This is a genomic window from Delftia sp. BGA-UO-ETr-SB1 (assembly GCF_059567865.1).
On record NZ_JCAQOW010000006.1, the window covers coordinates 418,942 to 442,387 of the forward strand.

The following is a 23,446-nucleotide window of genomic DNA, read 5'->3' on the forward strand; positions in this document are numbered from 1 at the left end:
TGGTGGTTGAACTACGGAACCCATTCGAGCGTGGCGAACTCGACCGCTTCCTTGGTTGTCATCGGCTCTCTTGAGAGGGACGAAGAGGGTCGCGCTCAGGCCGCGAGCGCTGCGCGCAAGCGCTCGATTTTTCGCCGCCGCTCGGCGCGCGCTTCGAGCGCCTGCGCCATATCGACTTCGACAAAGCGTGCCTTGTGGTTTGGCTGCATCTGGGCGATGAGATCCATGTCGGCGCTGATCACGGTGCCCACCATCGCGTAGCCGCCGCCCGAGACCGCGTCGCGATGCAGGATGATCGGTTCGCGTCCGCCCGGCACCTGGATGGAACCGTATGGGTAGCCCGCATCGACGATGTTCGACGGGTCGTCGCCCGCGCCGAATGGCGGCGTGCGCTCGTGGAACTTCAGCGGCGTGCCGTTCTTGTAGCGGTAGCCGATGCGGTCGGCCTCGGAACCGACGGTCCAGGTGTCGGCAAAAAAGCTTTGCACCGACACCTCCTGCAGTCGGTGAAAGTAGATGCCCGGCAGCACACGCAGGACCACTTCCTTGTCGAGCACCGGCAGCAATGCGGCCTGCACCGTGCGACCCGCGCGGGCGGTGGCTGACGGTACACCCACGGGCAGTCTGTCGCCGGCCAGCAGCTTGCGTCCGTTGAAGCCGCCGAATGCGCCCAGGCCGTAGGTCGAGCGGCTGCCCAGCACCACCGGCACGTCGATGCCGCCGGCCACGGCGATGCACATGCGCGCGCCGAGCTTCATGAAGTCGAAGCCGAGCCTGTCGCCGGACTGCACCGCGAATGCGGTATTGCGTGGCACCTCATTGCCGTTGAGCTTGATCTTCGCGTCGGCGCCGGTCACGGCCACCAGCGCGGGCGCGTCGAACTGCAGCTCGGGCCCGAGCAGCGTGCTTTCGATGACGGCCGCACCTTCGTCGTTGCCGACGAGCAGGTTTGCGAGCACCAGGCTTTGCTGGTCGAGCGCACCCGACAGCGGAATGCCCAGGTGGTAGTAGCCGGGGCGGCCGGCGTCCTGCACGCTGGTCGCGAGGCCGGGCTTGAGCACTTCAATCGCCATGGAGCACTTTCAGGAGCTGTTGGTTGTAGCCGCCCGGGTCGGCCAGGAAATCGTTGAGCGAGAACGACACTGGCGCGATGCGCAGCGCGTAGGTGCCGGCCTCGACCTGCGCGATCTGGCGGTCGTACTCGGCGCGGTCAATGGGCTTGTACTTGACGATGTCGCCGGGCTGGAAGAACACCATCAGCTCCTTCAGGTAGGACAGCCGTTGCGCCGGGTCGAAGATGGGCGCGGGCGTGACACCGAACATCTGGTAGCCGCCCGCACCACGCACCGAGTAGATGCAGCTGAAGCAACCGCCGTGGCCCAGCGTGAGCCTGGGCGTGTCGGTGCGCGGGCTTAGGTACTTGGGCACCTGGATCTGGCGCTGGCGCTCGACCATCTGGAACAGAAAGGGCAGGCCGGCCACGAAGCCGACCATCGACACGAACCAGGGCGCCGACGAGTGCGCCTCGATGAAGGCCTCGACCGAGACGTGGCCGTTGATGCGCGCCGCGTACTCGATGTCGGTGCCCGACGGGTCCTGGTGCCGCTCGCGAAAGCGCATCAGCGTCTCGTGCGTCCACGGGTCGTTGTAGAGCACGGGAATCTCGACGATGCGCGTCTGCATCTGCAGGTCGGCATCGCCCAGGCCCGCTTCGATATCTTTGAGCGTGGCGAGCAGTGCGTCGGGCGCGATCGCATCGGGATCGAAGCGCACGAGGTAGGCGGCGTTGGCGGGACAGATCTCGGTCACGCCCGTGATCTCGCCCGCCTGTGCGCGGCGGCGCAGCTCGTTGCAGATCGCCATGCCTTTGAAGAACGCGGGCAGCGACATCTCTTCGCTGATCTCGACGAACAGGTGCTCGTCGCCGCCGAAGCTGTAGCGGGCCTGGGTGGGGAGGGTGCTGGCAGCGGTCATGCGGTCACCTCCGCAAGTGGAGTGGGTGCGTCGGCCAGCGGATTCACCGACAGCCAGGTTTCGAGAAAGCCCGTGTGGAATGCGGCCTGCGCCACGCCCGCGTCCTCGCACAGTGCGCGGTGCAGCGGGATCGTGGTGTGGATGCCTTCGACCTGCAGCTCGTCGAGCGCGCGCCGCATGCGGGCCAGCGCACCGGCGCGATCGGTGTCGTGCACGATCAGCTTGCCCAGCAGCGAGTCGTAGTACGCCGGCACGGTGCAGCCGGGGAACAGCATGGTGTCGAAGCGCACGCCGGGGCCGCCCGGCACCACGAGCTGCGACACGAGGCCCGGGCTTGGCATGAAGTTCTTCGCGGCGTTCTCGGCGTTGATGCGCACCTCGATGGCCGCGCCAGTCAGCCGGATGTCTTCCTGCTGCAGGCGCAGCGGCTGGCCCAGCGCGATGCGCAGCATCTCCTTCACGAGGTCGATGCCGGTGATCATCTCGGTGATGGGGTGCTCGACCTGGATGCGCGTGTTCATCTCGATGAAGAAGAACTCGCGCGTGTCGTCGTCGTACAGGTATTCGAGCGTGCCCGCGCCGCGGTAGGCCACGGCATGGGCCAGCCGCAGCGCCGATTCGCACAGCGCCGCGCGCGTGGCCTCGCTGATGGCGGCCGAGGGCGCTTCTTCCCACACTTTCTGGCGGCGTCGCTGCAGCGAGCATTCGCGCTCGAAGCAGTGAACCACGCGCTGGCCGTCGCCCAGGATCTGCACCTCGATGTGGCGCGCCTGGCGGATGAAGCGTTCGAGGTACACCTCGCCGTTGCCGAAAGCGGCCTGCGCTTCCGCCGTGGCGGTGGCGAACTGCTGGCGCAGCTCGGCTTCGTCGTGAGCCACACGAATGCCGCGCCCGCCCCCGCCGGCCGAGGCCTTGATCATGATGGGGTAGCCGACGCCCTTTGCCAGCGCGACGGCGGTGTCGGCGTCTGTCACCACGCCCACGCTGCCGGGCACGGTGGGCACGCCGGCCTTCATGGCCGCGGCGCGCGCGGCGGCCTTGTCGCCCATGGTGCGGATCGCGCGCGGCGTCGGGCCGACGAACACCAGGCCCGCGGCCTCGATGCGCTCGGCGAACGCGGCGTTCTCCGACAGGAAACCGTAGCCCGGATGCACCGCGCCGGCGCCGCTGTCGGCTGCCGCTTCAAGAATGGCGTCTACGCTCAGATAGCTCCTGGTGGCATGCGCCGGGCCAATGCGCACGGCTTCGTCGGCCATGCGCACCGCGAGGCCTTGCGCGTCAGCGTCGCTGTAGACGGCGACGGTCTTGAGGCCCAGTTCCTTCGCGGCGCGGATGATGCGCACCGCGATCTCGCCGCGGTTGGCGATGAGCAGTTTGTCGAATGCGGCGGTCATGGTCCGGGGCCTCACGCCGTTTCGATGACGGCCAGCGCTTGGCCAGGATCGACGGGTTCGCCGTTCTCCACGGCAAAGCCCCGCAGCCGTCCGGCCACGTCGGCCGTGACTTCGCTGAACTGCTTCATCACCTCCACCAGGCCGATCACATCGCCCACGGCCACGGTGTCGCCTTCGGCCTTGAATGGCGGCGCGTCAGGCGCCGAACGGCGGTAGAAGGTGCCCGGCAGCGGGCTGAGGACTTCATGGGTAGCGGGCATTGATGCACTCCTGGAAAGCGGGAACAGGAACGAAAGCGGGAAGAACGGAAAACTCAAGGCTGCGCCGGCGCAGCCGCACCGGCAAAACCTGCAACTTCGATGCCGTGCTCGGCCAGTGCGCGGCGCGTGGCCTGTACGAGCGCCAGCGCGCCAGGTGTATCGCTGTGGATGCAGACCGAGTCGAAGCCGATCGCCAGGTCCTGGCCTTCGACCGTGCGCACAACGCCTTCGGTGCAGGCGCGCAGCACCTTGGCGGCCACGGCCTCGGGGTCGAGCGCGCCGACGCTGCGGGTGAAGACGATGGAGCCGCTCAGGTCGTAGTCGCGGTCGGCATAGAACTCGCGCGCCACGGGCTGGCCCAATTCGCACGCCACCTGGAAGGTGACGGACGATTCCATGCAGAACAGGCGCAGCGTCGGTTCGATCTGCTGCAGGGCCGTGACGAGTGCGCGCGACAGCGCCTCGTCGCGCGCCGCATGCATGTAGAGCGCGCCGTGCGGCTTGATGTGCTGCAGCGTCATGCCGGCCAGCCGCGCGAATTCGCGCAGCGCGCCGAGCTGGTAGACCATGTCGTTCACCAGCTCGTCGGCCGGTGCATTGATATGGCGGCGCCCGAAGCCCACGAGGTCGCGAAAGCCCGGGTGCGCGCCGATGCCCACGCCGTTTTCCCGGGCCAACAACACCGTCTTGCGCATGATGTTCGGATCACCCGCATGAAAGCCTGTGGCGATATTGGCCGAGCTGATCAACGGCATCAATTCCTGGTCCACACCATCGCCGATGGCCCATGGACCGAAGCTTTCGCCCATGTCGGAGTTCAGATCAATCAGCGTCTTCTTCACGTTTTTGCCTTGTGTTGTTGGCACGGCCAGATGGCAGCAATGCGGGACAAGGTGAAGATTAGTGAGCTGAAAATCGGCTGAAAAGCATTATTTACAGGCGATGCGATATCTGAAAAACAGATGCGCCGACTGCCTGCAATGAACGCTACCCTGCAGATCAGTGAATCCTCGGTATCGGATTTGCGCGCGCTGGCATGTAATTTTTGAGAGATAAGTAAATACCCCAGGAAGACCGCACCATGTCTCTGACCCTTCGCCAGCTCAAGTACTTCACGGCGGTGGCCGAAGTGGGTCGCATCTCCCATGCGGCGCTGCAACTCAACATCTCGCAATCGGCGGTGACCACGGCAGTCCGGGAGCTGGAGGAAATGCTGGGGCAGCAGCTGTTTGAGCGACAGCCTCATGGCGTGGAACTGACCCGGGCCGGACGGCGTTTTCTGAGCCATGCCTATGCCGTGCTCTCTGCTGCCGACGAGGCGATCCGCATGCCGCATGAGGGAGTGAATGTCGAGGGGACGCTGACCATTGCCGCCACCTACACGGTGCTCGGCTACTTCTTGCCCCATCACCTTCAGCGTTTCGAGCAATTGCATCCGCAGATCAAGGTCAAGGTGCACGAAGTAGTGCGTGAAGCCATTGAGGAGGGGCTGATCACGCAGCAATACGACATGGGAGTACTGCTCACGTCCAATGTGGTGCTGCGCGAGCTGTCGCTCGAGACATTCTTTGGCTCGCAACGCCGACTGTGGGTGCCGGCCAAGCATGCGCTGCTCGAAAAGGCGGAAGTCACGCTGGCCGATGTGGCTGCCGAGCCCTACATCCTGCTCACCGTGGACGAGGCTGCGGGCACTGCAATGAAATATTGGAGCAAGACGCCGTACCAGCCTCAGATCAGGCTGCGCACGAGCTCGGTAGAAGCAGTGCGCAGCACCGTGGCGAATGGCCTTGGCGTGACCGTTCTCTCGGATATGGTTTATCGACCTTGGTCGCTGGAGGGAAAGCGCATTGAAACCATCAGTCTGCGCGACGCCGTGCCGACGATGAACATCGGGCTTGGGTGGAAGCAAGGCATCGAATTTTCCCCAGCGATGACGGCGTTTCGCGACTACTTTCGGCAGTTGTTTCTCGAGCCGGTCGTGCATCAAGGCAGAAGAAGGCCCGGCGGTTGATGTCGTTGGTCGGACATGCCCGTTTCTGCATTCAGCAAAACGGCTTGCTCCGAATTTCCCGCGCATGCGAATGCATCAATTGAGGCATCACTTCATGGCCTGGGTGAAGAATGCCGGCGATTCTTGGATCGATCGACATTCTCTTTCAGCCTTTGTTTTTCACGCTTGATCTGGCGATGCGCTGGTGCCCGGGTATCAGTGGCATGCTGATCCCGGGCTGGCCATTGCTCTTGGCGCCATGCCGTGCACAGGCTTCATGACGCGCAAGGTGTTTGAACGCGCACATTCCCGGGTGGGCATCTGCTGGCCGCACGTGCGGGCAAGCCTCGGCTGGCACAGCAGATCTTGCAGACGGGCGCCACGAAGTATGAGCAGGTGCTTGGCAGAGCTACCGGGCGCTGATGAATCAGCTGCACCGAGAAGCGGTTGCTGGCGCTTGGGCTCCAGCAGGGAGAGGGCGTTCATGGAAAAAAGCCCAAGCTGTTGGAGCTGATGCAGTCACCCGTGAATCAGTTGTTGCTGTTCAGGCAGCCCGCCAGTATTGCCATAGAGCAAATGGCTGCCTGAGTTGCGGGCGTTTTGACCCATCGTGTGTGCGCAAGCGAGGAAGGATCACATGCCCGCTAGCGCTCTCGCGTCGCCACAATCGGATGCTCTTCATCCGTTTTCATCCGTTTTCATCCGTTTTCATCCGTTTTTGCCCGCGCTCTCCCATCCGATAGAACGCTCCACGCCCTGCACCTTCCAGCCGCAGCAACTCCGATCCCTGCATCCGTTTCAGCAAGTCCTTGGCCTGCCCTTCACTCAGGTGGCACAAGCCCATGATCTCTGCTCGGCGGATTTGCCCGTGCTGCTGCACGTAACTCAGCACCATTTGCTCATGCTGTATCGGGGCGAAACCAGCTTGGCGGGTATAGCCTGCCTTATCACCAGTAGCTCGATACACAGAGGCCGACAACGTATAGCAGCGCACCCGGGTGTGGCCATGGGCTTGTACCAGCCCTGCCTCTGTCAGCGCCTCCAGCGTTCGTTTGGCACTGGCGGCATCGCGCTGAATGCGTTCTGCCAGTTCATCGGCTGTAACCCGCTTCAGTGCACGAATCGCGGCCAAGGCGATCAGGCTGTCTATCGGTAACTCTGCCGTTCTGCGCTTTTCCTCTTCCACCACCAGGCGGCGGAATTCCTGGTCGGCGGGTTCGGTGGGCAGGCGCAGTACCACGCTGTGGGCATCGGTGCGCGAATAGTCGGGACTCGGGCGGCCGAACTTGAGCATGCCGCGAAAAATTGTGTCCACACCACGTCCCGAACGCTCCACCACGCCAATGCGCTTCATGGCATCGGCCAGAGCGCGGTTGCGCGGGCGTGGCTCAGTCACCAGCAGATTGGCTAGCGTCACCCCATCCACCAGCCCGCCGGGGTTGCTGATCGCCAGCGCATCGTCTTCCAGTCGCACATGTACCGCACCCAGGTGGTGGTAGTCGCGGTGAATCAGGGCGTTGGCCACGGCCTCGCGAAAGGCTGCCATATCCACCATTGGCACTGGCACGCGAAACAGGCCAACCTGAATTTCCTCCTCGGGGTTGTAGGGACGGAAATTGGTCTCCAGCCAGTCCAGTGCCTTCAGCAGCGGAAAGCGACGGAACTCATTGAAGCGCACAGCTTGCTGTGCCAACACCTGGAAGGCGAACTCATGCGTGGGCACCCAATGGTGCAGTGAGCTTTCCCGTCCTACCAGCAGCAGGCCGGTCAGCGTCGGCACACGCGTGCCATCGGGCTTGCGTGCCGTCAGGCCCAACACACCGTCCAGTGCTTCATCGTCCAGCTCCAGCAACACCCTGTCGCCACCGTATTGCTGTACCCACTGGCGCAGGCGCTCGCGTTCCAGCGGGTCCAAGTCTGCCAGTGTGGCTCCGACCACTGGCTGGGCCGATACATCCGTCAGACCAAGGCTGCTGGCACGGCTTTCTCGCTCATGCGGAAGCATGGGGGCGCACTCGGGTGTGCCGTCGTGCTTGAGTCGCCGACGCAGGTATACGCCGGCCGCCGTGGCCACCACCGATGGCGCCTTGGGCACGGCAATGCGTGCGAGGGACAGGTCGGCGGCCTCCACAGCCTCCACGTGCACCCGCAGCGAAGGCGAAGTGCGCGCCGCCACCAGTCCGGCCAGGCCCACCAGATTGCGGTGCTCGGCATGCAGGCCTGTAGGCCTGTAGGCCTGCCGTCGTCCTCCACGCCTAGCCATAACTCGCCGCCTTCGGCATTGGCCAGGCAGACCAGGGCCTCGATCAGCTCGCGGTCGGGGAGTTTTTTCAGATCGCTTTTGAACTCGACCGTCAGCGATTCGGCGCGAGGCAGGCTGTGGGTCATGAGGCGAGAGCGGAAGCGATATGCCTAGGCCTTACACGTCGATATTGCCCGCCCGCAGCGCATTCGTCTCGATGAATTCCCGGCGTGGCTCCACTTCATCGCCCATGAGCATGGTGAACACGCGGTCGGCCTCGATGGCGTCGCCGATCTGCACCTGCAGCAGGCTGCGCACGGTGGGGTCCATGGTGGTCTCCCACAGCTGCTCGGGGTTCATTTCGCCCAGGCCCTTGTAGCGCTGGCGGGCCGTGGTGCGTTCGGCTTCGTGCAGCAGCCATTGCATGGCCTGCCGGAAGTCGCCGGCCTTGTCGCTCTTGGCCTTTTCGCCTTCGCCACGCGTGACCTTGGCGCCTTCGCCCAGCAGGCCGTTGAAGTTCTGGGCTTCGTCGGCCAGCGCGGCGTAGTCGTGGCTGCGCACGAACTCCTGGGTGAGGATGGAGCTCTTGATGTTGCCGTGGTGGTGGCGGCTGATGCGCAGCACGGGTTTTTCGGAGACCGGGTCGATTTCGGCCGTGACCTCGGCGGGCACGCCCGTGGTGGTCAACTCGCGCAGCTTGGCCTCCAGGATGGGGGCACAGGCCTGGGCCGCCTCGATGCTGTCCAGCGTGATCTGCACGCCGTCGGCGATGGCGCGCAGGGCCTCGGCATCCATGAAGTTGGACAGGCGGTCGATGACGGTCTCGGCGGCCAGGTGCATGTTGGCCAGCTTGGCAAGTTCCTCGCCGTCCAGCGTGCGCGGGTTGGCACCGCCGGTGCTGACGCTGGCATTCATCAGCGCGATGCGCAGCAGGTACTGGTTGAGCGCGGGGCCGTCCTTGATGTACAGCTCTTCCTTGCCGTTCTTGACCTTGTACAGCGGCGGCTGGGCGATGTAGATGTGGCCGCGCTCGACCAGGTCCGGCATCTGGCGGTAGAAGAAGGTCAGCAGCAGGGTGCGGATGTGGGCGCCGTCCACGTCCGCGTCGGTCATGATGATGATGCGGTGGTAGCGCAGCTTGTTGGGGTCGAAGTCGTCGCTGCCGCTCTTGCCCGATTCGGCCGTGGCCTTGCCGATGCCGGTGCCCAGGGCCGTGATCAGGGTGACGATTTCGTTGCTGGTCAGCAGCTTTTCGTAGCGGGCCTTTTCCACGTTCAGGATCTTGCCGCGCAGCGGCAGGATGGCCTGGAACTTGCGGTCGCGCCCTTGCTTGGCGGAGCCACCGGCGGAGTCACCCTCGACGATGTAGATCTCGCACAGCGCCGGGTCCTTTTCCTGGCAGTCGGCCAGCTTGCCGGGCAGGCCCATGCCGTCGAGCACGCCCTTGCGGCGCGTCATCTCGCGGGCCTTGCGCGCGGCCTCGCGGGCACGCGCGGCATCGACGATCTTGCTGCACAGGATCTTGGCGTCGTTGGGCTTTTCTTCCAGGTAGTCGGTCAGCGCCTTGGCGACGATGTCCTCCACGGGCGCGCGCACTTCGCTGGAGACCAGCTTGTCCTTGGTCTGGCTGCTGAACTTGGGTTCGGGCACCTTCACGGACAGCACGCAGCACAGGCCTTCGCGCATGTCGTCGCCGCTGACCTCGACCTTGGCCTTCTTGGCCAGTTCGTTCTGCTCGATGTACTTGCCGATCACGCGCGTCATGGCGGCGCGCAGGCCCGTCAGGTGGGTGCCGCCGTCGCGTTGCGGGATGTTGTTGGTGAAGCACAGCACCTGTTCGGCATAGCTGTCGTTCCACTGCATGGCGACTTCGACGCCGATCTCGGTGCCGGGGATGCCGCCGTAGCTTTCCGCAGGACGCGTGCCGTTGGCGTGGAAGGCCGTGGGATGCAGCACCTTCTTGTTGGCGTTGATGAACTGCACGAAGCCCATGACGCCGCCGGCGCCGGAGAAGTCGTCTTCGCGGCCGTCGCGCTCGTCCTTGAGGCGGATGCGCACGCCGTTGTTCAGGAAGGACAGTTCGCGCAGACGCTTGGCCAGGATCTCGTAGCGGAACTCATGGTTCTGCGTGAAGATTTCCGTGTCGGGCAGGAAGTGGACCTTGGTGCCGCGCTTGTCGCTCTTGCCGACCACGCGCATGGGCGAGACCTCGACGCCGTCCACGATCTCGATCGGGCGGTTCTGCACGTGGCCGCGCGAGAAGTCGATTTCGTAGACCTCGCCGTCGCGGCGCACGTTGAGCTTGAGCCAGATGGACAGCGCGTTCACGCAGGACACGCCCACGCCGTGCAGGCCGCCCGAGACCTTGTAGCTGTTCTGGTTGAACTTGCCGCCCGCGTGCAGTTCGGTGAGGGCGATCTCGGCCGCCGAGCGCTTGGGCTCGTGCTTGTCGTCCATCTTCACGCGCGTGGGGATGCCGCGGCCGTTGTCGATGACGGACAGGGAGCCATCGGCATGGATGGTGACCAGGATGTCGTCGCAGTAGCCGGCCAGGGCTTCGTCGATGGAGTTGTCCACCACTTCGAAGACCAGGTGGTGCAGGCCCGTGCCATCGGAGGTATCGCCGATGTACATGCCGGGGCGCTTGCGCACGGCCTCCAGGCCTTCGAGGATCTGGATCGCGCCTTCGCCATAGCCGCTGGAGTCTGAGCCTTCGGGGGCAATGGTCTGGTTTTCTGGCTTGTTCTCGTCGGTCATGGAAGGCCCTGGGGTAGTTCCGTCGGAAGCTGTCGCTTCGCTTGAAAATGTTCGATTCGGCCGCTGGCGCGGTGCGTAGGGACGCGCGCTGCGGGCTACGAGTCGGGTAGGGTGGTTGCGCACCGTGCACCGGCTTGTGCCACCGGGCGGCGGGTGCAGGGGCTGCGCAATGTGTCAGGCATCGGTGTCGTGTGGCGCGCGGTCAGATGCGCATGGGCATCACGACGTACTTGAAGCTGTCGTTCTCGGGGATGGTCAGCAGGGCCGAGCTGTTGCCGTCCTGCAGGTCGATCCTGATCATGTCCTGGCTCATGTTGGACAGGGCGTCGATCAGGTAGGTGACGTTGAAGCCGATCTCGATGGTGTCGCCACCGTAGTCGATGTCCAGCTCGTCCATGGCCTCTTCCTGCTCGGCGTTGTTGGACGCCACGCGCAAGGTGCCGGGTTCCACCGTCAGGCGCACGCCCTTGAACTTGTCGCTGGTCATGATGGCCGTGCGCTGCAGGCTGGCCAGCAGCGGGGCGCGGCCCAGGGTCACGCTGTTGGTGTGGTTGCGCGGGATGACACGGTTGTAGTCGGGGAACTTGCCCTCGACCAGCTTGGTCACGAACTCCATGCCGCCAAAGGTGAACTTGGCCTGGTTGTTGGCGAACTGCATCTCGATGTGGGGCTGGTTCTCGCCACCGGCATCCGACAGCAGGCGCTGCAGCTCCAGCACGGTCTTGCGCGGCAGGATCACTTCCTGCTTGGGCACTTCCACGTCCAGCTGGCTGCTTGCAAACGCCAGGCGGTGGCCGTCGGTGGCCACCAGGGACAGCTGCTTGCCCTCGGCCACGAACAGGATGCCGTTGAGGTAGTAGCGGATGTCCTGCACGGCCATGGCGAAGGAGACCTGGCCCAGCAGGTCCTTGAGCACCTTCTGCGGCACGCTGAAGGAAGGGCCGAAGGCCGCAGCCTCCTGCACCAGCGGGAAGTCCTCGGCCGGCAGGGTCTGCAGCGTGAAGCGGCTCTTGCCTCCCTTGAGCACCATCTTGGCCTGCTGGGTCTCCAGGCTCACGGTCTGGTCGCCGGGCATGGTCTTGAGGATGTCGATCAGCTTGCGCGCGCCCACGGTGGTGGTGAAGTCGCCGGTGTCGCCGCCGAGCTCGGCGGTGGTGCGGATCTGGATTTCCAGGTCGCTGGTGGTCAGCTGCAATGCGTTGCCGGTCTTCTTGATCAGCACGTTGGCCAGGATGGGCAACGTGTGGCGGCGTTCGACGATGCCGGACACCGATTGCAGGACCGCGAGAACTTTGTCTTGTGTGGCTTTCAGGACGATCATGTCAACCTCTGATTTAAGGATGCGGGTCTCGGTAGGAGCGGCGGCTCACAAATGAGCCCCCTCTTGCCGCTCGAATCCCCCATTTTGCCGCGTACATACGACCAGAATGGGGGAGTTTTCATCAACCTTTGAGAGTTTGCTCCAGCACGTGCAGCTGCTGGTTCAGCTCGGTCAGTTGCTGGCGTTCGCCGGCGATCTTGCGCACCGCGTGCAGCACGGTGGTGTGGTCGCGCCCGCCGAACAGCTCGCCGATCTCGGGCAGGCTCTTCTGGGTCAATTCCTTGGCCAAGTACATGGCAATCTGGCGCGGCCGGGCGATGCTGGCCGGGCGCTTCTTGCTGTACATGTCGGCCACCTTGATCTTGTAGTAATCGGCCACCGTCTTCTGGATGTTCTCCACACTGATCTGGCGGTTCTGGATGGACAGCAGATCACGCAGGGCCTCGCGGGCCAGCTGGATGGAGACTTCCTTCTGGTTGAAGCGCGAATAGGCCAGGATCTTGCGCAGCGCGCCTTCGAGCTCGCGCACGTTGGAGCGCACGTTCTTGGCCACGAAGAAGGCGACTTCCTCGGGCATCTCGGCGTTCTCGGCGCGGGCCTTGTTGATCAGGATGGCCACGCGCATCTCCAGCTCGGGCGGCTCGATGGCCACCGTCAGCCCGGAGTCGAAGCGCGATACCAGCCGCTCGTGGATGTTCGCCAGACCCTTGGGATAGGTGTCCGAGGTCATCACGATGTGGCTCTTCTTGGCCAGCAGCGCCTCGAAGGCGTTGAAGAACTCCTCCTGCGTGCGGTCCTTGTTGGCGAAGAACTGCACGTCGTCGATCAGCAGCAGATCCAGCGAGTGGTAACGCTCCTTGAATTCGTCAAAGGTGCGGCGCTGGTAGGCCTTGACCACATCCGAGACGAACTGCTCGGCATGGATGTAGAGAACTTTGGCGTCGGGCTTGTCGGCCAGCAGCTTGTTGCCCACGGCATGCACCAGGTGGGTCTTGCCCAGGCCCACGCCGCCGTAGATGAACAGCGGGTTGTACAGGTGTCCGGGCGAGCCCGCCACATGCATGGCGGCCGAGCGTGCCATGCGGTTGGCCGTACCTTCCACCAGGGTCTCGAAGGTCAGTGCGGCGTTCAGGCGCGTGCGAAAGACGGGCGCTGCCGCGTCTTCGCTGGTGACCGTGGGCACCGAGGTGACAATGGTTTCCGGCGGGGCCGAGCGCTCGCTGGAGGAGGGGCGGACGTAAGTCCGCACAACGCTTTCCCGCTGAGCGAGTGCCAACTCAAGCGTCACCGGCTGGCCATAGAGCGACTCCAGCATGGCCGAGATGCGGCCTGCATATTGGGCGCGGATCCAGTCGAGCTTGAAGCGGTTGGCCACGTAGACGGTGACTTTGGAGAAGTCTTCGGCGACGTGCGCGGTCAGGGGCTTGATCCAGGTGTTGAACTGCTGTTCGGGCATTTCCTGCCCCAGTTGCTCAACGCAGACTTGCCACAGGCCCTGGCCTGCATCGTTCGTAGGTTCCTCTGTCATTGTCGAAGTCTAGTTGTGGATAGGAGGAACTGTTGCGAGGCTGCCATTGTAGCTTTTGCGGAAGTTATCCACAAAATACCAGGAGCTTGTCCTCCGCCTTGTCGCAAAATGGGCAGGCATCCTTCGGGTTCGAAGGGCATTGCATCAAGTAGACAACGCTGTGATAATCGCGGGTTTCCCTGAATGTGTTCAGGGTGATATGTCCCGCCCGTCTGCATCGGGTCTGCATGCTGCCGCTGGCGGCCTTTGGCGAAACCCCTCGCGGTTGCTCCTTGGGCTGCACATGGCAAGTGCATCGTGCAGATTTTTGGCAGGTGGCCTGGCGGTTTGCCTTTGTGGCGGCTGCTGGCTGCACTGCGTGTAGCGTGCCGGATACGGGACCGGTGCAAAACTGAACCTTCTCTAGGAACCAACATGAAACGTACTTACCAACCCTCCAAGACCCGTCGCGCCCGCACCCACGGCTTTCTGGTCCGCATGAAGACCAAGGGCGGCCGCGCCGTGATCAACGCTCGCCGCGCCAAGGGCCGCAAGCGTCTGGCCGTCTAAGGCCAGCCATTGCTGGGCGGTTTGCTCGCTGCACTGAACCCCTGAACGGGGTGCTGGCATGCAACGGCTGAAAACACGTCCGCAGTTTCAGGCCGCCATGGCTGCCGGTACGGTATCGCGTACCGCGCATTTCGCCCTGCACCGTCTCGTTCTGACGGAGCAGGGCGGCGCCATGGCGCCACCGACAGGGCCCGGGTCGCAAGACCCGCAGGCCCTGTTCGGCGTTGGCGCCGTGCGCCAGGATGCCTGGCTGGGCGCCATGGTGCCCAAGCGCTGGGCGCGCCGTTCGGTGACGCGACACACCATCAAGCGGCAGATCTATGCCGTGGGCAGCGAGCATGAGACCCTGATGCTCCAAGGCGCCCATGTGGTGCGGCTGCGCTCGGGCTTTGACCGGCGCCAGTTCGTGAGCGCCACTTCTGATGTGCTCCGGCAGGCCGTGCGCGCCGAGCTGCAGCAGTTGTTCGCCTATGCGGCGAAACGCCTGTCGCAGCCAGCGACCGAGCTGCCGCAGCCCGCACAGGAGCGCGCCGCAGCCGCTGGCGAGAGCATCGGGGTTGCGCCATGATGCAGCGGCTGCTGATGGCGCTGGTGCGCGGCTATCGGCTGATGCTCAGTCCCTGGCTGGGCTCGGCCTGCCGCTTCACGCCCACCTGCTCTGCTTATTCCCTTGAAGCGTTGGAGCAACACGGCGCTGCGGTAGGCTCCTACCTGACGCTGCGCCGCCTGGCGCGCTGTCATCCGTGGTGTGACGGGGGGCATGACCCTGTGCCAGAGCAAAAGCCCAGGCTGTTCACCAGCCTGACGGCTGCGCCCGAAAACACCCAACCTTCCTCACCTAAGAAGTCTTCATGAACGATATTCGCCGCACCATCCTGTGGGTGATATTTGGCTTTTCGCTGGTCTTGCTATGGGACAAATGGCAAGTGCACAGCGGCAAGAAGGCCACTTTCTTCCCCGCGCCTGCCGTCGCCACGGCCCCGGCACCTGAAACGGGCAAGGCGCCCGGCGATGCCAGCGTGCCCTCGGCGGCTGCTGCGGCAACGGCCGGTGCCGGCGAAGTGCCTGGCGGCGCTGCCGCCGCGCCCGAGGCAGCCCCGCGCCAGAACGTCACCATCAGCACCGACGTGCTGCGCCTGACCTTCGACAGCCAGGGCGGCACGCTGCGCCATGCCGAGCTGCTCAAGTACGCGGATTCCGTGCACAAGGACAAGCCCGTGGTGCTGTTCGACGAGAGCGTGCACCGCGTGTACCTGGGCCAGTCGGGCCTGATCGGCGGCGGTTTCCCCACGCACAAGACGACCATGACCGCGCTGCCCGGCGCGCGCGAGCTCAAGGACGGCGAGGACCAGATGGAACTGCGCTTCGAGTCGCCCGACATGGGTGGCGTGAAGCTGGTCAAGATCTGGACGCTCAAGCGCGGCGCCTACGACATCGGCGTGCGCCATGAAGTGGTGAACACCGGCACGGCGGCCGTGAGCCCGCAGCTGTACCTGCAACTGGTGCGCGACGGCAACAAGCCCGAAGGCGAACAGTCCACCATGTACTCCACCTTCACGGGCCCGGCCGTCTACACCGACGAGAAGAAGTACCAGAAGGTCGAGTTCAAGGACATCGAGAGCGGCAAGGCCAGCGTCGAGAAGTCGTCCTCGGGCGGCTACGTGGCCATGGTCCAGCATTACTTCGCCAGCGCCTGGCTGCTGGCCGAGGGCATCCAGCGCGACAACTTCCTGCGCAAGGTGGACAACAACCTCTACGCCGTCGGCATGATCACGCCGGTGGGCACCATCGAGCCTGGCCAGAGCAAGAGCGTGGAAGCGCGCCTGTTCGCCGGTCCCCAGATCGAAAAGCGCCTGGAATCGCTGGCGCCCGGGCTGGAGCTGGTCAAGGACTATGGCTGGCTGACCATCCTGGCCAAGCCGCTGTACTGGCTGCTGGACAAGCTGCACGGCTTCCTGGGCAACTGGGGCTGGTCCATCGTGGCCCTGGTGCTGCTGCTGAAGATCGCCTTCTACTGGCTCAATGCCAAGGCCTACTCGTCGATGGCCAAGATGAAGGCCATCAACCCGCGCATCATGGAAATGCGTGAGCGCCTCAAGGACAAGCCCCAGCAGATGCAGCAGGAGATGATGCGCATCTACCGCGAGGAAAAGGTCAACCCCATGGGCGGCTGCCTGCCCATCATCATCCAGATCCCGGTATTCATCGCGCTGTACTGGGTGTTGCTGTCCAGCGTGGAAATCCGCAACGCGCCCTGGATCGGCTGGATCACCGACCTGTCGGCCAAGGATCCTTTGTTCATCCTGCCCGTGCTGATGACCCTGTCCTCGCTGCTGCAGACCGCGCTGAACCCCGCTCCGCCGGATCCGATGCAGGCCAAGATGATGTGGATCATGCCCCTGGTCTTCAGCGTGATGTTCTTCTTCTTCCCGGCCGGCCTGGTGCTGTACTGGCTGACGAACAACATCCTGTCCATCGCCCAGCAGTGGATCATCAACACCCGCATGGGCGTGCCGCCGCAGTTCAACCTGCCCAAATTCGGCAAGTCCACGCCGGCCAAGTAAGCCTGCGAAGGCCCTTGCTCCAAAGCCCGCTTCGGCGGGCTTTTTCATGGGCGGCCTATCATCGGCGGCCTGAAATCCCTCCCAAGAAAGCTCCATCCATGCTGCCCCGCCACAACGACCCCATCGCCGCCATCGCCACCGCCCCGGGGCGGGGTGCCGTGGGCATCGTGCGTGTGTCCGGCAAGGGCGTGGCGCCGCTGGTGCGGGCGCTGTGCGGGCGCGACCTCAAGCCGCGCGAGGCCACCTATCTGCCGTTTCGCGATGCCCAGGGTGGCCCCATCGACCACGGCCTGGCCCTGTTCTTCCCGGCGCCGCACAGCTATACCGGCGAGGATGTGCTGGAGTTGCAGGCCCACGGCGGCCCCGTCGTTCTGCAACTGCTGCTGGCGCGCTGCCTGGAGGCTGCACAAGCCTCTGGCGAAGACCAACGCAGCGTGCTGCCGGGCCTGCGCCTGGCCCAGCCCGGTGAATTCACCGAGCGCGCCTTTCTCAACGACAAGATCGACCTGGCCCAGGCCGAGGCCATTGCCGACCTGATCGACGCCAGCACCGAGGCCGCCGCGCGCAGTGCGAGCCGCTCGCTGTCGGGCGCTTTTTCCGAGGAAATCCATGGCCTGCGCGATGCGCTGGTGCACCTGCGCATGCTGGTCGAGGCCACGCTGGATTTTCCCGAGGAAGAGATCGACTTCCTGCAAAAGGCCGATGCCAGCGGCCAGCTCGCGCGGCTGCGTGGCAAGCTGGACCAGGTGCTGTCGCGCGCCCACCAGGGTGCGCTGCTGCGCGAAGGCATCAAGGTCGTGATCGCGGGCCAGCCCAACGCGGGCAAGAGCTCGCTGCTCAACGCGCTGGCCGGTGCGGAGCTGGCCATCGTCACCCCGATTGCCGGCACCACGCGCGACAAGGTGCAGCAGACCATCCAGATCGAGGGCGTGCCCCTGCATGTGATCGACACGGCAGGCCTGCGCGAGAGCAGCGACGAGGTCGAGCGCATCGGCATCGCGCGCGCCTGGGACGAGATCGCCGCGGCCGATGCCGTGCTCTTCCTGCACGACCTCACACGCATGGGCGAGCACGACTACCTGGCGGCCGATGCCGCCATTGCCGAAACCCTGGCCCAGAAGCTGCCGCGCCAGGTGCCCGTCATCGACGTCTGGAACAAGACCGATCGCGCGGAACCCGCCCAGATGCAGGCGCATGGCGGCCGTGAAGGCAGCGTGGCACTGTCGGCACGCACGGGCGACGGCCTGGATGCCCTGCGCCGGCGCCTGCTGGACGTGGCCGGCTGGCAGTCCGCCCCAGAAGGCCTGTACTTGGCGCGCGCGCGCCATGTGGAGGCACTGCAGGCCGTGGCCGCCCACCTGCAGGAGGCAGAGCTGCAGCTGGCGGCCCAGGCCGCCCACCTGGACTTGCTGGCCGAGGAACTGCGCTTGGCCCAGGTCTCGCTGAACTCCATCACCGGGGAATTCAGCTCCGACGATCTGCTGGGCGTGATCTTTTCCAGCTTCTGCATCGGCAAGTGACCGGGCTGGCGGATGGCCTCGACCCATTCGCACAGCCAGCAGAGTTGCTGCAATACTTATCTTTTGCTACAAAATTTGCCGTCGAAAACCCGCTTGCCGGCATTGGCGTGCCCGCTGCCGTCGCTTAGCATGCGGCGTGCCGCAGCGGCCCTCGTCGCTGCCTGCCGCCGGGCGCAGCCCTGGCGCGGGTGCGCGGCCCACTTCGAACCGGATCCGCCATGTCTTCTTCCTCCCACAATGATTTGCGGCCACTGGCCCAGGCCATGTCGTCGGCCGTGGCTGTCGATGGTGTGCAGAACGCGCTGACCTTGGAGCAATGGGATCTGCTGGCGCCCTACCTGGTGCCGGTCATGCTGGCGGCGGGCGAGCTGCTGTTTGCCGAAGGTTCGCTGGACCGCAATCTGTACTTCGTGGAGTCCGGCAGCCTCAGCGTGCACTACCAGGATGCGAAGGAGCGCATCCGCCTGGCCATCGTCGGCCCGGGCTCCATCCTGGGCGAGGGCGCCTTCTTCGCCCACCGTGCGCGCCATGCCACCGTGCAGGCGGCTGCGCCGGGACGGCTTTGGTGCTTGACGGCCATGCGCTTCGCCGAACTCAGCAATCGCCAGCCCGGTGTGGCGCTGGCCCTGGTCATGGCGGCCGGCCAGGTGCTTGCCCGCCGTGCGGTGGACAGCCGCCGCCGGGTGGCCAGTACCTGAAAGGCTCCCGGGCAGCACCTGGGGCGGGGCGCTCTGCGGGCGCGGGGCGGTGACAGGCCGGCCTTTGCGCTGCGACAAATTGATACAGCGGTTTTGCTGCGCCCGTGCTCGAAATGTCGCAAAGTTGCAGGCACAATGCCGCGAGTTTGTGACTATTCGTGACAATGAGAGCCCCCATGTCTGTGTTCAACTGGTTTTCCCGCAAGCCTGTGCCGGAGCAGGGCCGTGGTTCGCCCGGAGACGATGGCCAGGCCAGTGCCGTGGCGCGTCGTGATGCAGGGCCCGGCGGGCGCCGCAGCGAGCGTTCCGAGCGCCGTGAGCAGCTCTACGGTGTGGTGCGCGATGTCATGGTGCGTGCCGGTGTGTTGTCGGCCAGCTACAAGTTCAAGGTGCTCTCGCTGGACAACGTGGGTCAGCGCTTCGTGGTGATGATGGACCTGGCGCGGGCCTATGCCAGCGAAACCGCGCGGCTCAGCGAGATCGAGGCCATGCTGGCCCAGGCGGCCAAGGCCCGTATGGGTGCGGTCGTGACGGCCGTGTACTGGCGGGTCAGCGACCAGAACGCTGCAGCCCAGGCCCAAGCCCAGGTGCATTCCGCTGCGACGCGCGCCCCGCGTCCCGCTCCGCCCATGGCCGTCCCGTTGGCGGCCTCGATGGAGGCGGCAGCGCCCCAGCGCCGCAGGCAGGACATGGCGCCCTTCGAACCCATAGACGATCAGGAAATGGCGGCCTTCAAGCTCGCCGTGGCAGCCATGCCCGCAGCCGGGCGGGGAGCGGGTTCTGCAGGCTCTGCTGCAGCGGCTCCCGCTGGTGTGCGCCGCTCGGGCCCCTTGCTCGGGCCGGGCGCAGGCGATCGCGGTGCGGACTTTCCCCACAGCACGCTGGACCACCTGGACCTGGGCGTCACCCAGTACGGCGAACTGCGCTGACCGGGCTGCGGCCTGGCTCAGTGGCCGGCGAAATCCACCAGCGTGAACAGCGGCAGTCCACTATCGCGCAGCAAGGTGGAGCCGCCCAGCTCGGGCAGGTCCACGATGGCCGCGCCCTCGATCACGGTGGCGCCGAGTTTTTCCAGCAGCCGCTTGCCGGCCATCATGGTGCCGCCGGTGGCGATCAGATCGTCGATCAGCAGCACGCGGTCGCCCGCCTTGACGGCGTCGGTGTGCAGCTCCACGGTGGCACTGCCGTATTCGAGTTCATAGGTTTCCTCCACCGTGGTGAAGGGCAGCTTGCCCTTTTTGCGGATGGGTACAAATCCCACGCCCAATTCGTGGGCCACCACGGCGCCCAGGATGAAGCCGCGCGCATCGAGCCCGGCCACCACATCGGGGCGCATGCCGCGCTGCATGTAGCGGTGCACGAAGGCGTCGGTCATCACGCGAAAGACCTGCGGGTCCTGCAGCAGCGGCGTGATGTCGCGGAACTGCACGCCGGGCGCCGGCCAGTCGGGAACGGTGCGTATGTGCGTGCGCAGGTAGTCGTTGACGCTGGGGGTGGTATGCATGGCGCTGGATCGGGGGCTGGAGAAGACGGGCCAGTGTACCCAGGCGCCCGATGGCGACCGCCGCCGCCGGATGGCCAGACCGCCTAAAATCATCCAGATGAATTCTGATGCTGCCACCCTGGATGCGCTGGACACGCCCCGTGCCCTGCGCCTGGCCCGCGACACCCTGGGCATCGAGGCCGATGCCCTTCAAGCCATGTCGCAGCGCCTTGATGGCGTGTTCGGCGAAGTGGTGCAGCGCATCCTGCGGCTGTCCGGCCGCGTCGTCGTGATGGGCATGGGCAAGAGCGGCCATGTCGGGCGCAAGGTGGCCGCCACCCTGGCTTCCACGGGCACGCCTGCGTTCTTCGTACATCCGGCCGAGGCCAGCCATGGCGATCTGGGCATGGTGACCGGCATCGACCTGGTGCTGGCGCTGTCCAACAGCGGCGAGGCCGATGAGCTCGCTGCGCTGCTGCCGGCCATCAAGCGCCAGGGCATTGCGCTGGTGGCCATGACCGGCGGCGCGCAATCCACGCTGGCCCGCCATGCCGACTGGGTGCTGGACACCCGTGTCGAGCGCGAGGCCTGCCCCCTGAACCTTGCGCCCACGGCCAGCACCACGGCGCAGATGGCCATGGGCGACGCCCTGGCCGTGGCCCTGCTCGATGCGCGCGGCTTTGGCGCCGAGGACTTTGCGCGCTCCCATCCGGGCGGCGCGCTGGGCCGCAAGCTGCTGACCCATGTGCGTGATGTCATGCGCAGCGGCAATGAGCTGCCGAAGGTCGGGGCCGATGCCAGCTTTGTCGAACTGATGCGCGAGATGAGCGCCAAGGGCCTGGGCTGCTCGGCCATCGTCGATGCGGCAGGCGTGCTGCAGGGCATCTTCACCGACGGAGACCTGCGCCGCCGCGTGGAGGCCGGCACGGACCTGCGCGCGCTGCAGGCCGGCGATGTCATGCACAAGGGGCCCCGCACCATCGCCGAAGACGCGCTGGCCGTGGACGCCGCCAGCATGATGGAGGAGCACGGCATCACCGCGGTGCTGGTGGCCGATGCGCAGCGCCAGCTGCGCGGCGTGGTCCATATCCGCGACCTGATGCGCGCCAAGGTGATCTGATGGCACGCGCTCCTTTGACGCCCGTGCAGAACTGGGACGCACAACTGCTGCTGCTGGCACAGGATGTGCGGGTGGCCTTCTTCGATGTCGATGGTGTGCTTACCGATGGCGGCCTGCTGTTCTCTGGCGAAGGCGAGGTGCTCAAGCGCTTCAACACGCTGGACGGCCATGGCCTGAAGCTGCTGCAAAAGGCCGGCATCACGCCCGCCGTGGTGACGGGCCGCGATTCGCCGGCCCTGCGCCTGCGGCTGAGCAACCTGGGCGTCACGCATGCGCGCTTTGGCACGGAAGACAAGGTGCCTGCCGCCGAGGCCATTCTGGGCGAGCTGGGCCTGCAGTGGCACCAGGCGGCAGCCATGGGCGACGACTGGCCGGACCTGCCCGTGATGCGGCGCTCCGCCTTTGCCTGCGCGCCGGCCAACGCCCATGACGAGGTGCTGGCCGTGGCCGACTGGATCACGCCGCGCAGCGGTGGCGAAGGGGCGGTGCGCCAGCTGTGCGACCTGCTGCTGGCTGCGCGTGGCGCCTATGCCGGACTGCTGGCGGAATACGCATCATGATCCAGGCCTGGCGCCGCGTCGGTGACCGGCTTTCCCTGTACCTGCCCGTGCTGCTGATGGGCCTGCTGGCGCTGGGCACTTGGTGGCTGGTGCGCAATGCACCGCAGCCCGTGGCCAGCGGCACCGAAAAGGCCGTGGCGCATGAGCCCGACTACTTCATGAAGGATTTCTCGATCAAGAGCTTCGACGCCACGGGGCGGCTCAAGAGCCAGATCGAGGGCAGCATGGGCCGCCACTATCCGGATACCGACACCCTCGAAATCGACAACGTGCGCATGTTCGCGGTCTCGCCTGAAGGCCGCATCACGCGCGGCAGCGCCAAGCGGGCGCTGAGCAATGCCGATGGTTCCGAGGTGCAGATGTTTGGCAATGCCGTCGTCACGCGCGAGCCATTTGTGACAGCAGGTAAACAACCGCAGCCGCAGTTGCAATTCCAGGGCGAATTCCTGCACGCCTGGCCCAACGAGGAAAGAGTGAGTTCCAACCAGCCCGTGGTGCTGACCCGTGACAAGGACCGTTTCACGGCCGACAGCATGCAGTACAGCAACCTGGATCTGGTGATGAAGCTGCAGGGCCGCGTGCGCGGCACCCTGCAGCCGTCCAGGACCAAGTAAGGCGCCAGCGCAAGCGCAGGCCTGCCGATGGAGAACAAGCCATGACGACATCCTCGCGCAGCCCGGCACCCCTGGCCTTCATCACCGGCGCATCCAGCGGCATAGGCCAGGCCCTGGCCTGGCATGCCTACCAGCAAGGCTGGTCGCTGGCACTGGTTGCACGGCGTGGCGACGTGATGGCGCAATGGGCTGCGCAGCAGGGCCTGGAGGCGTCGCGCTTCGCCATCTACGAGGCCGATGTGGCCGTGCCCGACAGCATCATCGCTGCCGCCCGGCGCTGTGAGCAGCAGCAGGGCCTGCCCGATGTCGTGATTGCCAATGCCGGCGTCAGCTGGGGTGTGGACACCTCGATGCGCGAGGATATCGACACCATGCAGCAGGTGCTGGCCGTCAACACCATGGGCGTGGCGGCCAGTTTCCATCCCTTTATCGCGCCCATGGTGCGGCGTGGAAGCGGGCAGTTGGTCGGTATCGCCAGCGTGGCCGGGCTGCGCGGCCTGCCGGGACATGGTGCTTATTGCGCCAGCAAGGCTGCAGTCATTGCCTATTGCGAAAGCCTTCGCGGTGAATTGCGCAGTAGTGGCGTAAAAGTCACTACATTGCTTCCTGGTTATGTAGATACACCCCTCACACGCGGTAACCGCTATGGCATGCCATTCCTATTGCAGCCCCATGAGTTTGCTGCAAGGGCCTGGCGTTCCATTGATGCCGGGCGCAGCCTGGCCATCATCCCCTGGCAAATGGCGTGGGTTGGCCGTTTGATGAAAATTCTGCCAAACCCCTTGTTTGATCGGCTGCTTGTAGGACGAAAGCGCAAACATCGTCATTCGAAAAATCCCTGAAGCTCGTCGTGCTCAGGGAATATGTTCATG

At 65.2% G+C, this 23,446-nt stretch carries 22 protein-coding genes and 1 pseudogene; 12 read left to right on the plus strand and 11 right to left on the minus strand.

Annotated features, from left to right (window positions below; translation table 11 throughout):
* Window positions 1–95 precede the first annotated feature (95 nt).
* From AC57B5_RS20745 to AC57B5_RS20765, 5 genes are read right to left on the minus strand one after another with little or no spacing between them, the layout of a single operon-like run.
* On the minus strand, window positions 96–1,073 hold the full coding sequence (locus AC57B5_RS20745; RefSeq protein ID WP_496400248.1) for a 5-oxoprolinase subunit C family protein: 978 nt from the start codon (window positions 1,071–1,073) through the stop codon (window positions 96–98).
* Entirely contained in the window at window positions 1,063–1,974 is a 912-nt protein-coding gene (locus tag AC57B5_RS20750; RefSeq protein WP_012201948.1) for a 5-oxoprolinase subunit B family protein, read from the minus strand. The genes AC57B5_RS20745 and AC57B5_RS20750 overlap by 11 nt, the downstream gene beginning before the upstream one ends.
* Window positions 1,971–3,368: an acetyl-CoA carboxylase biotin carboxylase subunit gene (locus tag AC57B5_RS20755; protein WP_496400249.1), complete on the minus strand. Its 1,398-nt coding sequence runs from the start codon at window positions 3,366–3,368 to the stop codon at window positions 1,971–1,973. The genes AC57B5_RS20750 and AC57B5_RS20755 overlap by 4 nt, the downstream gene beginning before the upstream one ends.
* Before the next feature lie 11 nt (window positions 3,369–3,379).
* Complete coding sequence (locus tag AC57B5_RS20760; RefSeq protein ID WP_012201946.1) at window positions 3,380–3,628, minus strand: acetyl-CoA carboxylase; 249 nt, start codon at window positions 3,626–3,628, stop codon at window positions 3,380–3,382.
* Between the two features lie 53 nt (window positions 3,629–3,681).
* The gene (locus AC57B5_RS20765) at window positions 3,682–4,470 is read right to left on the minus strand and encodes a 5-oxoprolinase subunit PxpA (RefSeq protein ID WP_496400250.1); all 789 of its coding nucleotides are present in this window, start codon (window positions 4,468–4,470) and stop codon (window positions 3,682–3,684) included.
* 239 nt (window positions 4,471–4,709) lie between these two features.
* On the opposite strand from AC57B5_RS20765, the gene AC57B5_RS20770 reads away from it, so the two are divergent.
* Window positions 4,710–5,639 carry a LysR family transcriptional regulator gene (locus AC57B5_RS20770; RefSeq protein ID WP_012201944.1) on the plus strand — a complete coding sequence of 310 codons (930 nt, stop codon included), beginning with the start codon at window positions 4,710–4,712 and terminating at the stop codon, window positions 5,637–5,639.
* Window positions 5,640–6,306: 667 nt separating this feature from the next.
* On the opposite strand, the gene AC57B5_RS20775 is transcribed toward AC57B5_RS20770, so the two are convergent.
* The 5 genes and pseudogenes from AC57B5_RS20775 to dnaA all read right to left on the minus strand — a co-directional run bounded on the left by AC57B5_RS20775 (window position 6,307) and on the right by dnaA (window position 13,466).
* Window positions 6,307–7,812 carry an ATP-binding protein gene (locus tag AC57B5_RS20775; RefSeq protein WP_496400251.1) on the minus strand — a complete coding sequence of 502 codons (1,506 nt, stop codon included), beginning with the start codon at window positions 7,810–7,812 and terminating at the stop codon, window positions 6,307–6,309.
* Between the two features lie 38 nt (window positions 7,813–7,850).
* Window positions 7,851–8,006 (minus strand): annotated as a pseudogene (locus tag AC57B5_RS20780) (ATP-binding protein); the annotation flags it as partial.
* Window positions 8,007–8,037: 31 nt separating this feature from the next.
* The gene (gyrB, locus tag AC57B5_RS20785) at window positions 8,038–10,617 is read right to left on the minus strand and encodes a DNA topoisomerase (ATP-hydrolyzing) subunit B (protein ID WP_012201943.1); all 2,580 of its coding nucleotides are present in this window, start codon (window positions 10,615–10,617) and stop codon (window positions 8,038–8,040) included.
* A gap of 202 nt (window positions 10,618–10,819) precedes the next feature.
* Window positions 10,820–11,938: a DNA polymerase III subunit beta gene (gene dnaN, locus AC57B5_RS20790; protein WP_012201942.1), complete on the minus strand. Its 1,119-nt coding sequence runs from the start codon at window positions 11,936–11,938 to the stop codon at window positions 10,820–10,822.
* Window positions 11,939–12,059: 121 nt separating this feature from the next.
* Window positions 12,060–13,466, minus strand: a complete 1,407-nt coding sequence (gene dnaA / locus AC57B5_RS20795) for a chromosomal replication initiator protein DnaA (protein ID WP_012201941.1) — start codon at window positions 13,464–13,466, stop codon at window positions 12,060–12,062.
* Window positions 13,467–13,880: 414 nt separating this feature from the next.
* On the opposite strand from dnaA, the gene rpmH reads away from it, so the two are divergent.
* From rpmH to AC57B5_RS20830, 7 genes are all read left to right on the plus strand, one after another.
* A complete protein-coding gene (gene rpmH, locus AC57B5_RS20800) occupies window positions 13,881–14,015 on the plus strand; it encodes a 50S ribosomal protein L34 (RefSeq protein ID WP_012207856.1) in 135 nt (44 codons plus the stop codon).
* A 58-nt stretch (window positions 14,016–14,073) separates the two neighbouring features.
* Window positions 14,074–14,583 carry a ribonuclease P protein component gene (locus AC57B5_RS20805; protein WP_043796529.1) on the plus strand — a complete coding sequence of 170 codons (510 nt, stop codon included), beginning with the start codon at window positions 14,074–14,076 and terminating at the stop codon, window positions 14,581–14,583.
* Entirely contained in the window at window positions 14,580–14,870 is a 291-nt protein-coding gene (gene yidD, locus AC57B5_RS20810) for a membrane protein insertion efficiency factor YidD (protein WP_012207854.1), read from the plus strand. The genes AC57B5_RS20805 and yidD overlap by 4 nt, the downstream gene beginning before the upstream one ends.
* Window positions 14,867–16,579 carry a membrane protein insertase YidC gene (yidC, locus tag AC57B5_RS20815; protein ID WP_012207853.1) on the plus strand — a complete coding sequence of 571 codons (1,713 nt, stop codon included), beginning with the start codon at window positions 14,867–14,869 and terminating at the stop codon, window positions 16,577–16,579. The genes yidD and yidC overlap by 4 nt, the downstream gene beginning before the upstream one ends.
* A 98-nt stretch (window positions 16,580–16,677) precedes the next feature.
* Window positions 16,678–18,099: a tRNA uridine-5-carboxymethylaminomethyl(34) synthesis GTPase MnmE gene (gene mnmE / locus AC57B5_RS20820; RefSeq protein ID WP_496400252.1), complete on the plus strand. Its 1,422-nt coding sequence runs from the start codon at window positions 16,678–16,680 to the stop codon at window positions 18,097–18,099.
* Window positions 18,100–18,317: 218 nt separating this feature from the next.
* The gene (locus AC57B5_RS20825; protein ID WP_013804809.1) at window positions 18,318–18,797 is read left to right on the plus strand and encodes a Crp/Fnr family transcriptional regulator; all 480 of its coding nucleotides are present in this window, start codon (window positions 18,318–18,320) and stop codon (window positions 18,795–18,797) included.
* A 176-nt stretch (window positions 18,798–18,973) separates the two neighbouring features.
* The gene (locus AC57B5_RS20830) at window positions 18,974–19,726 is read left to right on the plus strand and encodes a hypothetical protein (protein ID WP_496400253.1); all 753 of its coding nucleotides are present in this window, start codon (window positions 18,974–18,976) and stop codon (window positions 19,724–19,726) included.
* A gap of 17 nt (window positions 19,727–19,743) precedes the next feature.
* On the opposite strand, the gene AC57B5_RS20835 is transcribed toward AC57B5_RS20830, so the two are convergent.
* On the minus strand, window positions 19,744–20,301 hold the full coding sequence (locus AC57B5_RS20835) for an adenine phosphoribosyltransferase (RefSeq protein WP_012207849.1): 558 nt from the start codon (window positions 20,299–20,301) through the stop codon (window positions 19,744–19,746).
* Between the two features lie 97 nt (window positions 20,302–20,398).
* Here AC57B5_RS20835 and AC57B5_RS20840 point away from each other — a divergent pair, with 97 nt between their 5' ends.
* The 4 genes from AC57B5_RS20840 to AC57B5_RS20855 are packed head-to-tail and all read left to right on the plus strand — an operon-like array spanning window position 20,399 to window position 23,416.
* Complete coding sequence (locus AC57B5_RS20840) at window positions 20,399–21,400, plus strand: KpsF/GutQ family sugar-phosphate isomerase (protein ID WP_013804807.1); 1,002 nt, start codon at window positions 20,399–20,401, stop codon at window positions 21,398–21,400.
* Entirely contained in the window at window positions 21,400–21,960 is a 561-nt protein-coding gene (locus AC57B5_RS20845; protein WP_012207847.1) for a KdsC family phosphatase, read from the plus strand. The genes AC57B5_RS20840 and AC57B5_RS20845 overlap by 1 nt, the downstream gene beginning before the upstream one ends.
* The gene (gene lptC / locus AC57B5_RS20850) at window positions 21,957–22,574 is read left to right on the plus strand and encodes an LPS export ABC transporter periplasmic protein LptC (RefSeq protein ID WP_013804806.1); all 618 of its coding nucleotides are present in this window, start codon (window positions 21,957–21,959) and stop codon (window positions 22,572–22,574) included. The genes AC57B5_RS20845 and lptC overlap by 4 nt, the downstream gene beginning before the upstream one ends.
* 41 nt (window positions 22,575–22,615) lie before the next feature.
* A complete protein-coding gene (locus AC57B5_RS20855) occupies window positions 22,616–23,416 on the plus strand; it encodes an SDR family oxidoreductase (protein ID WP_013804805.1) in 801 nt (266 codons plus the stop codon).
* Window positions 23,417–23,446: the final 30 nt, after the last annotated feature.